Origin of the sequence: Hamadaea sp., from assembly GCF_013362815.1 — a bacterium.
Classification (GTDB): domain Bacteria; phylum Actinomycetota; class Actinomycetes; order Mycobacteriales; family Micromonosporaceae; genus Hamadaea.
This window is the reverse complement of the sequence record NZ_JABFVK010000038.1, coordinates 79,432-93,540: the sequence shown is the minus strand read 5'-3', so window position 1 is coordinate 93,540 and position 14,109 is coordinate 79,432. Positions and strand designations below refer to the sequence as shown.

The following is a 14,109-nucleotide window of genomic DNA, read 5'->3' as shown; positions in this document are numbered from 1 at the left end:
GGGGGTGAGCATGGCGGGATGAAGGTCACCGCCCACGGCATCGAGCAGAATCTCCTGGTACGCGGCCCGCTCGACGGCCCGCCCGTGCTTCTCGTGCACGGCAACTGCTCGTCGGGGGCGTTCTGGGCGCCGCTGGTGCGTCACCTGCCCGAGGATTGGCGCATCGTCGCCCCGGACCTGCGCGGTTACGGCGACACGGAGACTGCGCCGGTCGACGCCACCCGGGGGCTCAAGGATTTCGCGGACGACCTCGCCGCGCTGCTCGACGCGCTCGCGATGGGCCCGGCGGTGGTCGTCGGCCACTCGATGGGCGGTGGCGTCGCCACACAGCTGCTCCTCGATCACCCCGAGAAGGTGAAAGCGCTGATCCTGGAGTCGCCGCTGTCGCCGTACGGGTTCGGAGCGGGTGGGGCGGGTGCGGTGAACCCCGATTTCGTCGCGGCGATCGCGGCCGGCGATCGATCGGGGGAGGCTCCGACGAGTCCCCGAGCGGTGTTGCGTACCTGCTATGTGGCTGATCCCGCTTCGCTCGGCGACGACGAGGAGGCCCTGCTCGACACGGTGCTGTCGACCGCGACCGGCGAGGACAACTATCCCGGCGACGCCGTGTCCGCTGAGGTGTGGCCGGGCGTACGCGCGGGGACGCGGGGCGTGGCGAACGCGATGGACCCGGGCCATCACAACGTCGCCGACGCGCTGGTCGCCCTGACGGGCAAGCCCCCGATCACCTGGGTACGCGGAGACGAAGACGTCATCGTGTCGGACACGTCTGCCTTCGATCTCGCGTACCTGGGCAAACTCGGCGTGGTACCCGGCTGGCCGGGGGAGGAGACGGCGCCGCCGCAACCGATGGTGCGCCAGACGCGGGAAGTGCTGGACCGCTACGCGGCTGCCGGTGGCCGGTACCGGGAGATCACGTTCGCGGGCGTCGGCCACAGCCCGCACATCGAACGCCCCGAGGAGTTCGCCCGGATCCTGGGCGAAATCGTGTGATCATGGGCGAGTGGGATTCGTCCGGGTCAGGGGAGCGCGCGAGCACAATCTCCGTAACGTCGACGTCGAGTTCCCGCGCGACGAGCTGGTGGTCGTCACCGGCGTATCCGGCTCCGGCAAGTCGTCGCTGGCCTTCGGCACGATCTATGCCGAGGCACAGCGCCGCTACCTCGAATCGGTCTCGCCGTACGCCCGCCGCCTGCTGAATCAGGTCGGCGCGCCCAAGGTCGACGAGATCACCGGGCTGCCGCCGGCGGTCGCGCTCGGCCAGCAGCGGGCGGTGCCGGGATCCCGCTCGTCGGTCGGCACCGTGACGACGCTGTCCAATCTGCTGCGCATGCTCTACTCGCGAGCAGGCGAATATCCGGCCGGGGCGGCCCGGCTCGACTCCGACGCGTTCTCGCCCAACACGCCGGCCGGGGCGTGTCCGGAGTGCCACGGGCAAGGGCTGCTCCATCGGGTCACCGAGGATTCGCTCGTTCCCGACCCGTCATTGTCCATTCGCGACCGGGCGATCGCCGCGTGGCCGGGAGCATGGCTGGGCAAGAACTTCCGGGACATCCTCGCGACTCTTGGGTACGACGTGGACCGTCCATGGTCGGAGCTGTCGCAATCCGATCGTGACTGGATCCTGTTCACCGACGAGCAACCGGTCGTGACCGTCCATCCGGAACGCGAGGTCGGCCGGATTCAGCGGCCGTACCAGGGGCGCTATCAGAGCGCCGAACGCTATGTGCTGCATACCTTTGCGACGTCGAAGAGCCTGCCGATCCGGCAGCGGATGCGGCGCTTTCTGCGTACGTCGCCGTGCCCGGTCTGCCAAGGACGCCGGTTACGGCCTTCGTCGCTTGCGATCACGTTCGCCGATCTCGACATCTCGGCCATGGCGGCACTACCGTTGTCGGCTCTCGCGGCTCGGCTGCGCGCGGCGGACCACGCGACCGAACCCGCGGCCACCATCGTCCCGGACCTGCTCGCGCGGGTCGATCTGCTCGTCGAGCTCGGCCTCGGCTACCTCAGCGTCGACCGCTCGACGCCCACGCTCTCCGCCGGTGAGCTGCAACGCCTCCGGCTCGCGACCCAGTTGCGCTCGGGCTTGTTCGGCGTCGTCTACGTCCTGGACGAACCGTCCGCGGGTCTGCATCCGGCCGACACCGAACCCCTGGTCACGCTGCTCGCGCGACTCCAGGCCGCGGGCAACTCGCTGCTTCTGGTGGAACACGATCTTCAAGTGATACGCACAGCGGGGTGGCTGATCGACGTCGGTCCGGGCGCCGGAACCCACGGCGGTGAAGTTCTCTACAGTGGACCCGTCGATGGACTGTCCGGTGTGGAGGCATCAGCGACAGCACGCTTCCTCTTCGGGTCGAACACTGTTGCCGCTGCTGAGCCCCGGAAGCCTGAGGGTTGGCTGCGACTGTCCGGCATCGACCGCCACAATCTCCGGGACCTAAGCGTGGAGTTTCCGGTGGGCGTGTTCACGGCGGTCACCGGAGTCTCCGGCTCCGGCAAGTCCACGTTGGTCAGTCAGGTGCTCGCTGACGTCGTCGCCGGTCATCTCCGTACGGACGCCTCCGATTCCTCCGCTGGGGATGTGGCCGAAGACTCCTCGGATGACGACGCGTTCGAAGAACCGGTCGACGCGTCCGTCGGCGTGACCGCCACCGGCCTGGAGCAGCTCGACCGCCTGGTTCGGGTGGACCAACGGCCGATCGGGCGTACGCCGCGGTCGAACCTGGCCACCTACACCGGCCTCTTCGACGCCGTACGCAAAGTGTTCGCCGGTACGCCGTTGGCGAAGGAGCGTGGCTACACCGCCGGACGGTTCTCCTTCAACGTCGCAGGCGGCCGCTGCGAGACCTGCCAAGGCGAGGGATTCGTCGCGGTGGAGCTGCTGTTCCTCCCCGGGACCTATCAGCCCTGCCCGACCTGTCACGGCGCGCGGTACAACGCGGAGACGCTGGAGGTCACCTATCGCGACCGGACCATCGCCGACGTCCTCGACCTCACGGTGGACGAGGCGGCGGAGTTCCTCGCCGACGTTCCCGCCGCGGCCCGGAGTCTCGGCGTACTGCGCGAGGTCGGGCTGGGCTATCTGCATCTCGGGCAGCCCGCGACGGAGCTGTCCGGCGGCGAGGCGCAACGCATCAAGCTCGCCGCCGAACTTCAACGCGGTCGGCGGGGCCGCACGCTGTACCTGCTCGACGAGCCGACGACCGGGCTACACCCGGCCGACGTCGAAGTCCTCACCCGGCAGCTGCACGGGCTGGTGGACGCGGGCCACACCGTGATCGTGGTCGAGCACGATGTGGCGGTGATCGCCGGAGCCGACTGGGTCATCGACCTCGGCCCCGGCGGGGGAACCGACGGCGGCCAGATCGTCGCTGCCGGCCCGCCGGCCACCGTGGCTGCCACCCCAGGCAGCCTCACCGGCCGGTACCTGCCCCGTTGATCATGAACCTAAGGTCCCCTCCGTCGGCGTGTCGCCGCCCCCAGCCTCATGATCAACGCGGCGCCGCCGCGCCTGTTGATCATGGCTGCGTGGGTGGCGACACGCCGACCGTTGGGACCTTAGGTTCATGATCAACGGGGCGGACGGAGTCAGCCGACTTCGAGATAGTCGAGGTTGGCCGGACCGGAGGTGGTCGTCCCGGTCACCCGGATCGTGTTCGTGCCGGCTGTCAGAGTCACGGTCAGCGAGACGTCGGCCCAGGTGTCCCAGTCGGCGGTGACGGGGAAGGCCCGCGCGGCCGCGACGACGGCTCCGTTGACCGTGATGTCGGCCGGACGGTTGGCGGTCGTGCCGTTGGAGTAGTGCACCGTGATGGCGTAGCTGCCCGCGGCCGGTACGCTCACCGTCCACTGTGTGTAGCTGCCGACGACGTTGTCGCAGTTGACGAAGCCGGTGCCGGAGTAGTTGAGATGGTTGGCCTCGACGACGCCCTGGGAGATCGTCGCGTTCTCCGCCTCGTATCGCGTCTTCGGCGTCAGCGGTGTCACTTCCAGATGGTCGGCGTTCGGGCCGCCGTTGGCCGTCGTCGCCGTCGCGCGTACCTTGTGGGTGCCCGAGGACAGACTCACTGTGAGGGACTTGGTCGCCCAGGTGTCCCAGTTCCCCGTTCCGGCGAAGGACGTCCCGGTGGCCACTGCGGTCCCGTCGACGGTGATCGTCATCGGCCGGTCGGTGGTGGTCCCGTTGGCGTACCGCAGATCCAGACGCGCGGAGGTCGCCGTGGCGGTGCTGACCGTCCACTCGACATAGCTGCCGGTCACATTGTCGTAGTTCACGAAGCCGGTGCCGGAGTAGTTGAGGTGGTTGGCCTCGACGACACCTTGGGAGATCGTCGCGTTCTCCGCCTCGTATCGGACCGGGCCGGACGGAGCCGCCGGGGTCGTCACGCTCACCACCGCGCTCGCCGCCGAGCTCAGCCCGGCGGCGTCGTACGCCTTCACCGTATAGGCGTACGTGGTGTCCGGTTGCACGGTCGTGTCCGTGAAGCACGTCGCCGGCGGAGTTACCGAGCCGACCTTGACGCCGTCGCGGAAGACGTCGTACCGGACGACGCCGACGTTGTCCGTGCTCGCGTCCCAGCACACGGTCACGCTGCTCGCCGAGACCGCCGTCGTACGCGGGCTGCCCGGAACGGTCGGGGGAACGACGTCGGGTTCGCCCGATCCGGCCGGGACGGTCTGCGTACCGGTGTTCCACCCCGCGACGCGTACGCTCGGCGCACTGCCGTGCAGATCGGCGGTCCGATAGGTGGCGGTCAACGTGGTGGACTCGCCGGGCCACAGGCTGACGGCGTTGTCGGTCCACCGGATCGGCAGCACCGGAGCACCGGCGGCGTCGACCACATGAGCGTCGAGGTAGAACGCCGGGATCAGCCCGGTGCTGGTGTTGCGCAGGGTTACCGACGTCGTCGAGGTCCCGCCGCCGTCGGTCGTGGTCGACGCCGAGGCGGACACGGTGGTGCTCGCCATCGAGGTCAGACCTTTGAGGTTGGCGTAGCTGGACGTCGGAACGTAGTACCAGTCATTGCCCGACCAATCGATCACATCGTCCGAGGTGGACAACCAGTAGACGTTCCGGCTGACCTCGGTTCCGCCCGCGTCCCGCAGCGTCAGCTTCACCAAGTACGTGCCGCTGAGCCCGCTGATCGAGGGGATGGTCAGCGCGGTCGTCCGTCCGCCGTCCCCGGCCACCGACAGCGAGTTCGCCGTCTGCGTGGACTTCTGCGTACCGTCGAGGTTGTAGACCGAGGCGGTGACGCTCAGCCCGCTCGCGGCGGCGACCCGAGAGTTGACGACCACGACCGACTTGGTGTCGTAGGAGTACTGAACATGCAGAGGCTCGTTCGCCTTCTTCGCCCCGTAGTACGCGCCGTTCTGGTCGAAGTACCGGTCGAACAGCTGCCAATGCAGTGAGGTCCAACCGCTGTTCAGCATCCAGTAGACGACGCCGGTCGACGGGTTCGAGGAATCCTTGAAGTTCCGCCCGTACGCCTCGAACTGTGCCCGGACGTTCTCGTACTGCTGCAGCTGGGCCTTGCGCACGTAGTCGTCCAGGCTGGCCGGGGTGCCGTAGCGGCCGATCATGGCGTTGTTGAAGATGCCGAGGTCGTCGAAGGTGCTCGACGGCGACCGGTGGTACTGGGTCGACGTGGGGTTCTGCCACAGGGTGGCCAGCTCGCTCGCGGACATCATTCGGCGCAACGTGTCCAGCGTGGGAACGTCCGGCCCGGCGCTGGTCTCGGAGTTGAAGCCGAAGGCGCCGCCCTCGCGCTTGTTGTACCAGTAGTTCGGCGGCACCCACTCGTACGGGCCGGGCATCTTCATCCCCGACGAGCCCGTGATCGGCGAGGAGTTGTCCGAGGCCGCGGCGATGATCGGAGTCGGCCAGTCGGCCGCCCGCAACGCGTCCACGTAAGGCGTCTCCTTGGCGGCGGGCGGCGCGTTGTCACTGCCGATCAGGAACGAGATGACGCTCGGATGATCGCGCAGCCGGATCGCCTCGCCGCTCATCGACGCCTTGGCGACGGCGTAGTCGGCCGAGGTCCAGGAGCTCGCCTCCCACTTGTTGCAGCACTCCCAGCCGGGCAACACGAGCATGCCCATCTCGTCGGCCAGGTCGAAGAACTCGTCCGGCTCGAGGTGACCTTCGAGGCGGATGGTGTTCAGGCCCAGGTCGAGCGCGTATCGGATCTTGTCCTGCACGAAGACCGGGTCCCAGCGCAGGAAGACGTCCGGCGACCAACCGCCGCCGCGGATGAGCAGCGGATGTCCATTGATCTTGTACGCCCGATGGCCGCTCGCGTCCAGCGTTCCGGTCACCGTGCGTACGCCGAATCGGGAGGCGGCGGTATCGGTGACGGTGCCGCCGACCGATGCCGACAGGGTCAGGTTGTAAAGAGGCTGTGCGCCCATTCCGGCCGGCCACCAGATCTGCGGCGAGGCGAGGGTGACGGGGCTGAAGGTCACCGTCTTGGACTCGCGCGCGGCCAGGGTGATCGTGCTGCTGACGGCCACTCCCGCGACGGATCCCGAGACGACTGCCGTGACGGCGGAAGCAGTGTCGTTTCGCGCGTCTACTTTGGCGGTCAGCGTCGCGCTGTCCAGTCCGCTGGTGACGCTGGTCAGCACGTGGGCCCCGCGGAGCGACACCGGCCCGGCCCGCTTGATCTTCACATCGCGGAAGATGCCCATGTTGCGGTCGGGCGGGTTCTGCAGCCAGTCGATCCAGCCGGTCGTGAGGTCGCTCGACGCGTTGTTCGGCGAGATCCGGAAGGCGACGGCGTTGGTCCCGACGCGCGCCTGGGCCGTGACGTCGAGTTCGAAGCGCGGGTACGCCCCGGCGATCTGACTGTTCGTCGCGACCTGGACGCCGTTGACGAAGACGTCGGCCCGGGAGATCACCCCGGAGAAGTCGAGATAGGTGCGTACGCCGGGCTCGTCGGCCAGGCTGAACTCCGAGCGGAACCACCACGGCACGGTGAAGTCGGTCGTGGGGATGTTCTTCATGTTCGTCGAGTAGAAGGGGTCGGCGTACACGCCGTTCTGAAGAAGCGCGCCGAGTACGGTCGACCTCGGCGCGGCGGCGTACCACCCGGTGGCCGGATAACCCGGCTGGGAGACGGTCGCCCCGGTGTCCGAGGTCTTGGCGGTGGACTGGATGCGATAGCCGGTCAGGGCGGCGCTAGTGCCGATGCTCCCCGCCGCGAGCTGCGCCGACGCCGGTGGTGCGAGGGCAGTAGGAATCGCAGCGGCCAAGGCGAGCGCCAAGGATGTCACGAGCCGCAGTGCCTTCATAGTGCCTCCCGAGGAGGTTTGGTTAGTTAGATTGCCTAACAGATTTGCCACGTCTTTGGACGGCTGTCAAGAATTTGGATGTGCCGATAGCGATAAGCTGCGCGACGTGGATCTTCTGCTGGGCGACGAACGGCGGGCGGTCGTCGCGTACTGCCATCGGATGGTGGCCGACGGACTCGTGGTGGGCACCTCGGGCAACATCTCCGCCCGGCGGGGCGAGCTGATCGCGGTCACGCCGAGCGGGCTGGCGTACGAGGAACTGACTCCGGAACTGGTCGGGGTGCACCGCCTCGACGGCACCCCGGTCGACGCCCCGCTTCCGCCGACGACGGAACTGCCGACACATCTCGCGGCGTACCGGACGACGGGTGGCAACGCCGTCGTGCACACCCATTCGACCGCCGCCACCGCGGTGGCGACCCTCGTCGAGGAACTACCGTCGCTGCACTACCTCGTGGCGCTGTTCGGCGGGCCGATCCGAGTCGCCCGGTACGCCACCTACGGCACCGACGAACTCGCCGACTCGGTGACGGCGGCGCTGGCTGGGCGTACGGGGTGTCTACTGGCCAACCACGGAACCATCGCAGTCGGCGACTCCCTGCCGAAGGCGTACGCCAAAGCGCAGTACCTCGAATGGCTCTGCGATGTGTGGCTGCGGGCGAAGTCGGCGGGCGAACCCCGGGTGCTCGACGCCGCCGAGATAGACCGCGTACGCGAGAAGCTCGGAACCTATGGGGTTACCGGGAAGGACGCCACACCCGGTCCTCGGTGACGATCGCCGTCACCAGGTCGGCCGGCGTCACGTCGAAGGCCGGGTTGAACGCGCCCGCGCCGAGCGGGGCGACCGGCACTCCGGCGTAGTGGGTGACCTCGGTGGGATCGCGTTGCTCGATCGGAATCGCCGAGCCGTCGGCGATCGCCGTGTCCACAGTCGACTCCGGCGCGACGACGATGAACGGGATCCCGTGCCGGGCGGCGGCCAGTGCGACGGCGTACGTGCCGACCTTGTTGGCGACATCGCCGTTGGCGGCGATCCGATCGGCTCCGACGACGACGAAGTCCACGAGTCCCTGGGCCATCGCGGTCGCGGCGGCCGAGTCGGGGCAGACGCGATAGGGCACGCCCATCTCGGCCAGCTCGTACGCCGTGAGCCGGGCGCCCTGCAACAGCGGCCGGGTCTCGTCGGCCAGCACCTCGCCGACCTCGCCCACGAGGGCCAGGTGGCGTACGACGCCCAGCGCCGAACCCCAGCCGACCGTGGCCAGCCGTCCGGCGTTGCAGTGCGTCAGGGCGCGGAGCGGACGCCGCTCGCACAATTCGCGTACGAGGTCGGCGGCCCGCCCGGAAGCAACCCGATTGGCCCGTTCGTCCGCTTCCAACACGGCCAGCGCCTCGGCCAGGACGGCTTCGGGTCCCTCGGCCAACCGGCTCAGCGCCCGATTCACCCCCCATCGGAGGTTCACCGCGGTCGGCCGAGCGGATGCGAGGCGCTCGGCCTCTCTGCGTACCACTTGGGCGTCATGATCCCGCGCGAGAAGGGCGACGCCGAGGGCGCCCGCACCGCCCAGAGCCGGCGCGCCCCGGATCGCGAGCCGGGAGATGGCGTCGATGAGCGAGTCGACGTCGCGGAGCCGGAGCTCGCGGTACGCGTGCGGCAGCGCGGTCTGGTCCACGGTGACGACTGCCTCGCCGTCCCAGTCGATGGTGCGGTCCACCGGGTAAACGTAGCCGATTCACAAATCGCCGGTACGGGGCCAAATCGGTACGTAAGCTTCTAAGTAACAGAGTCCTCGGGTCGGAGGGGGGATCCGTGACGCCTCGACTCAGTGTCGTCGTGCCGTTCTACAACGTCGCCGAATACATCGGCGAATGTCTCGAGTCGCTCCGGCGGCAGACCTTCGACGCCTTCGAAGTGATCCTGGTGGACGACGGGTCGCTGGACGCCACCGCCCTGATCGCCGAGGAGTACTGCCGGGCCGACCCGCGCTTCCAGCTGGTCGTGCAGGCCAACCAAGGCCTCGGCCCGGCGCGTAACACCGGCGTCCAGTACAGCTCGGGCGAGTACATCACCTTCGTAGACAGCGACGACCTGGTGCCCCGGCACGCGTTCGAGGTCATGATCCACTCGCTGGACGAGACCGGCTCCTCCTTCGCGGCGGCCGGCGCGCGGCGGTTCGACGACTACGGCTCATGGGGATCGTGGCTGCATGGCAAGGTCTTCGCCGCCAACCGGCCGGCCACTCACGTGGTCGAGTACGACCAGCTGGCCATCGACCGCATGGTGTGGAACAAGGTCTTCCGGCGCAGCTTCTGGGACGAGTTCGGGTACGCGTTCCCGGCCATCCGGTACGAGGACTACCCGGTCACGTTGAAGGCGTACCTCGACGCGGTGACCGTCGACATCGTGGCGCAGCCGAACTACTACTGGCGCGAACGCACCTCCGGCGACTCCATCACCCAACGGCGGGCCGAGTTCACGAACCTGTGCGACCGCATCCGGTCGGCCGACATGGTGCTGAACCTCGTGGAGGAGCTTCCGGCGTACTTGCGCAACACCGTGCACATGCACCTCGCGCAGGTGGACATGGTGACGCTGGTCGACGCCTTCGGCGAGCTGTCCGATGAGGACTGCGCCCGGCTGGCCCGGATCGCGCAGTGCTTCGCCGAGCGCATCGACAAGGGTGCCGCCGCCCGGTCGTCGTACCTCGGGCGGTTGCAGCACAACGCTTTGCGCAACGCCGACATCGAGCTGCTGCGGACGGTCGCCGAGATCCGCCGGGACGGCGCGCTCGGCACCATTCGCGGCGGGCGTACGCCGATGCCGTGGCGGCGGCAGTCCGACGGGGTGGGACCGATGTTGCGGCTACCCGGACGGGCTCCATACGCGGCGACCACCACAGTCACCGACCTGGACTGGATCACCGACGCCGTCGGGGCGCACGAACTCGTCGTCCGGGGCACCGCCGAGATCCGGCACCTGCCCATCGACGCCACCTCGAAGCTGCGCATGGTGCTGGAGGCCGACGGCGTCGAAGTTCCGCTGCCCGTCGAGCGGTTTCCGGCATACGACAGCCACGGGGATCGCAGCCTCGTCGGGTATTCGGTGCGCGTACCGCACTCGATGCTCGCCGGGATTCCCGCCCGGAACGAACCTGCGACGCTGCGGGCCACGATCACGCAGGGCCATGTCAAACGGACCACCGTGCTGCGCAATGTCGGGCCCGGCAACCCGAGTATGCCGCCCGGTGCCTGGATCAACGGGGGGTCTTGGCTGCAGCCCGTTCCGGCCGAGGACAACCGGCTGCTGCTACGGCACATCGTTGATCCTGCTCGGCTTGACTCCGCTGTCATTCGGGACGATGTCATCGTCCTTCATGGACACCTACCTCATGACGCCTCCGCTGGGTCGGCGCTCGGGTCGGCGCTTTCCGGTCGCGTTATCCCGGATAACGCGGCTTTGACGGCGCAGATAACCGCGTTATCCCGGATAACGCGCGAGGGCACGCCGCCGACCCCCGAGGGCACGCCGCCAACGCGCGAGGGCACGCCGCCGACCCCCGAGGGCACGCCGCCAACGCGCGAGGGCACGCCGCCGACCCCTGAGGACAGCGGGCGGACGCGCGAGGACGCCCCGCCCGTCGAGAAGCCGCACAAAGAGCTGACGTTGTCGCGTACCTGGGCGAAAGAGCCCGTGTCCGACTGCGAGATCGTGACCAGCCCGGACGCCGACCGCTTCACGGCCCGGATTCCGCTGGCCGGCCTCGTGCAGGAGGACGACCCCGACGACCCGGTGACGGGGCGTACGGTGTGGCGGCTGCAAGCAGGCGGGCCGGTGCTCGCCCTCGGCCTCACCCACGCCGTCACCCAGGTCTACGGCGGGCGATTGATCCAGGTCAGCCGGGCCCCGGACAACTGTGTCGTCATCACCGAGGGGCCGGTGCGCCCGATCGCCGACGACATCGGGTTGTCGGCGCAGCAGATCGTCGTCTCCGGGCAGGCGTGGGGCGCCCTCGACGTGCCGCTGGTCTGGCGGCGGACCGGCTCCGCGGACGTCGCGTGTTCCGTCGGCAAGACCGGCACGCGGTGGACCTCACTGACCGATGTGGACAGTCTGATCGCCGGATCTCCGCGAGCCAACCCGTCCGCGGTGATCTGGCAGCTGGTCGCGCTCCCGATCGGCACCCGGCCGTACGCCGTCCAGCCGGACGCGTTCCTCGCCGCGGACGCGTCGATCACTGTCGTCGTCGAGGATCGGCAGCTGACCCTGCGCCCGCATTCCGACCGCGTGACCGTCGAGGTGCGTTAGCCATGCACCACCACAACCATTACTACGGGCAAGCCCACATCCTTGCGCGGTACGCCGGACTCGACGACGAGTTCCCCCCTCGATTGCGGGGCTACCTCCAGCACGGCTGGAACATCGGGTGCGGCTGGAATCCGGTCCACGAGTTCTTCGACGGAGCCTGGCGGTACGTGTGGAGCGATTGGCCGCGCCGCCGCGGTCACTACCTCGGTCGCCGGAACTACCACGTGGTCGGCGCGCCCTGGCTCTACCTGCTCCAGCTGGAATCGCATCTCGGCGTGGTGCCGGAGGACAAGCGCGAGGGCACCCTCTGGTTCCTCTTCCACGGCTGGGAGGGCGGCAAGATCTCCGGCAACCATCGACGGTTGATCGACGAGATCAAGGAGACCGAGCGGGGCCCGGTGACGATCAGCCTCTACTACACCGAGTACGCCCGCCGGGAGATCCGTCAGCACTACGAGAAGGCCGGGTTCGACGTCGTCTGCTTCGGTCAGCGCGGCTGGAACTACGAGGGCACCGATCGGCGTTTCCTGCACAAGCAACTGGAGGCGTTCCGGCGGCACAAGCGGGTCGCGTCCAACCGGCTCGCCACGGCGATCTTCTACGGCGTGTCGGTCGGCTGCGAACCGGCCGTCTACGGCGACCCGATGGAACTGGCCGGGGAGAACCCGCTGTTCGGCGGCGTACAGCGGATCGGGCGGCTGTGGCCGGAGATGATCGGCAAGCAGATCGATCCGGTCGCTGCCCGCGAGATCACCGACGAGGAACTGGGCCGAGCGTGGCTGCTGCCACCCGAGGAGATGCGGATGCTCTTCGACTGGAGGGACCGTGACTGACATCGACAGCTCCGTACGCGTCGTCCGCGGCGAGATGCAGCCCTGGAGCGACCTGAATCAGCCGGGAATGCCCCCGGCCGGGGGACCGGTCGTCTGCCGGCTGCTGTCGGACCTGCTGCCCCGCGCCGGGCGTACGCTCGTCGTCGGACCGCACGGCCGGGACGTGCTCGACCTCGTCGCCGACCGGAGTGATCACGTCACCGTGCTGCTCCGCTCGGTCAGCGACGCCACCGAGCTAGCCGCCGCCAGCGCTCGATGGGACGTCGTCGCGGGCGCCCTCGACGGGCTGGCGAGCACCTCGGTCGAGCCCTATGACGCCGTCGTCGCGATCGACGGCCTTGACCGGGTCCTCGGGGCGGACAGCCCCGATCTGAGCTGGCCGGAACGGCTTGCCCAACTACTCAAGCACGCCACTGTGGACGCCGCGCTCATTCTCGGCCTGGAGAACGGATTCTCCCTCACCAGCCTGCTCGACCGGCGCGGGCTCGACGAACGGCACGGCGACAACGAGTGGTGGCCGCTACGAGACGACCCCCAACGGCCCGGATCCGTGACCGCCTTCACCCAAGCCGCCGAGCGCGCCGGCGTCTCCGGTGCGGTGGCGTACGCGAACTTCGGCGCGCATACGCTGATCGAGGTGAGGGCCGCCGACGCAGCCCGGCCGGGCAGCCTGCTCTGCCGGTTGGGCGTACGCGGACTGCAAGCCACGGCGCAGCAGACGCCGTTGCTCGCCCCGATCGGGGAGAGCGCCGAAGCAGCCGCGCTCGCCGGTCAGCTCGGCGCGGTCCCCCAGAGCTGGCTGCTCCTGCGCGGCAATCCGACCCGGCTCGCGTACGCCGAGGGTGCGGCCGACGGAGTGACCGTCGCCGTCGACCGGTCCGACTCCGGCTGGATTCTGGACGCAGCAGGCCGGCCGAGTGCACCGGACGGGCTCCGCGCCCGGGTCGGCACGCGTACGCTGCCGGATGCCCCGACGGCGGAGGACGTGCTGTTCCGGCTGGCCGCCGCCGGTGACGTCCCCGGCATCCGGGCGCTCGCCGCCGAGCTGGGGGCCTGGGTGCGTACGCGGTCGTCGTCGGACGTGCTCTGCTTCGACGATCTCGTCTACGACGGAAGCGGCTTCACATCGGGCTTCTACGGCTGGGCGACCACCGAACCGGCCACCGCCGGAGAAGTCCTCGCCGCCGCTTGGCATCGCTGGCGCGACCGCCTTGTCGGTGGCCGCCGACGGCATCCTTGGCCGCCCTGGATGGCGGGCGATGAGTTGGTCGCCACACTGCTACGCATGTCGGGCGACACCGCCGCCACGTCTACTGTGGAACGCGGCCGGGAGATCGCCGATGCCGTCGCGGCCGCCACCGAGCCCATCGTCGACGAGTCGACTGTGGACGTGCGATCGGCCCTGGCTGAGGCCGAAGCGGCGCGTCATGAGCTGGCCGAATTGCAGGGGCATGTCTTCGGGCTGGAGCGCACCCTCGGGTTCCGCGACAAGCAGCTCAAAGTACGCGAACAGCGCATCCGCGAGATGCGGGTGAACGTGCAGCGCTATGAGGCGATCCGGAATCACCGGTTGTTTAAATACGTCCGGTACGCCGCGAAGATCCGGCACCCGAAGCAGTTCGCCCGCGCCGTCGTACGCCGTCTCCGCGGGTGACCCGAAGGTGATCTAGG

8 protein-coding genes are annotated in these 14,109 nt (G+C 69.0%); 6 read left to right on the top strand and 2 right to left on the bottom strand.

What is annotated here, in order from left to right; translation table 11 throughout:
- Positions 1–18 precede the first annotated feature (18 nt).
- Complete coding sequence (locus HOV77_RS19390) at positions 19–993, top strand: alpha/beta hydrolase (protein ID WP_290863841.1); 975 nt, start codon at positions 19–21, stop codon at positions 991–993.
- 10 nt (positions 994–1,003) lie between these two features.
- Positions 1,004–3,445, top strand: a complete 2,442-nt coding sequence (locus HOV77_RS19385; RefSeq protein WP_290863839.1) for an excinuclease ABC subunit UvrA — start codon at positions 1,004–1,006, stop codon at positions 3,443–3,445.
- Between the two features lie 149 nt (positions 3,446–3,594).
- On the opposite strand, the gene HOV77_RS19380 is transcribed toward HOV77_RS19385, so the two are convergent.
- A complete protein-coding gene (locus tag HOV77_RS19380; RefSeq protein ID WP_290863838.1) occupies positions 3,595–7,299 on the bottom strand; it encodes a carbohydrate-binding protein in 3,705 nt (1,234 codons plus the stop codon).
- Positions 7,300–7,405: 106 nt separating this feature from the next.
- On the opposite strand from HOV77_RS19380, the gene HOV77_RS19375 reads away from it, so the two are divergent.
- The gene (locus tag HOV77_RS19375; RefSeq protein ID WP_290863837.1) at positions 7,406–8,071 is read left to right on the top strand and encodes a class II aldolase/adducin family protein; all 666 of its coding nucleotides are present in this window, start codon (positions 7,406–7,408) and stop codon (positions 8,069–8,071) included.
- Here HOV77_RS19375 and mtnA read toward each other — a convergent pair.
- The gene (gene mtnA / locus HOV77_RS19370; RefSeq protein WP_290863836.1) at positions 8,037–9,014 is read right to left on the bottom strand and encodes an S-methyl-5-thioribose-1-phosphate isomerase; all 978 of its coding nucleotides are present in this window, start codon (positions 9,012–9,014) and stop codon (positions 8,037–8,039) included. The two genes, HOV77_RS19375 and mtnA, sit on opposite strands and share 35 nt — an antisense overlap.
- A gap of 95 nt (positions 9,015–9,109) precedes the next feature.
- On the opposite strand from mtnA, the gene HOV77_RS19365 reads away from it, so the two are divergent.
- From HOV77_RS19365 to HOV77_RS19355, 3 genes are read left to right on the top strand one after another with little or no spacing between them, the layout of a single operon-like run.
- Positions 9,110–11,605: a glycosyltransferase gene (locus HOV77_RS19365; protein ID WP_290863835.1), complete on the top strand. Its 2,496-nt coding sequence runs from the start codon at positions 9,110–9,112 to the stop codon at positions 11,603–11,605.
- A 2-nt stretch (positions 11,606–11,607) separates the two neighbouring features.
- Positions 11,608–12,438 (top strand): hypothetical protein, encoded by an 831-nt coding sequence (locus HOV77_RS19360; protein WP_290863834.1) that lies wholly within the window; start codon positions 11,608–11,610, stop codon positions 12,436–12,438.
- Entirely contained in the window at positions 12,431–14,092 is a 1,662-nt protein-coding gene (locus tag HOV77_RS19355) for a hypothetical protein (protein ID WP_290863833.1), read from the top strand. The genes HOV77_RS19360 and HOV77_RS19355 overlap by 8 nt, the downstream gene beginning before the upstream one ends.
- The last annotated feature ends 17 nt before the right edge of the window (positions 14,093–14,109 follow it).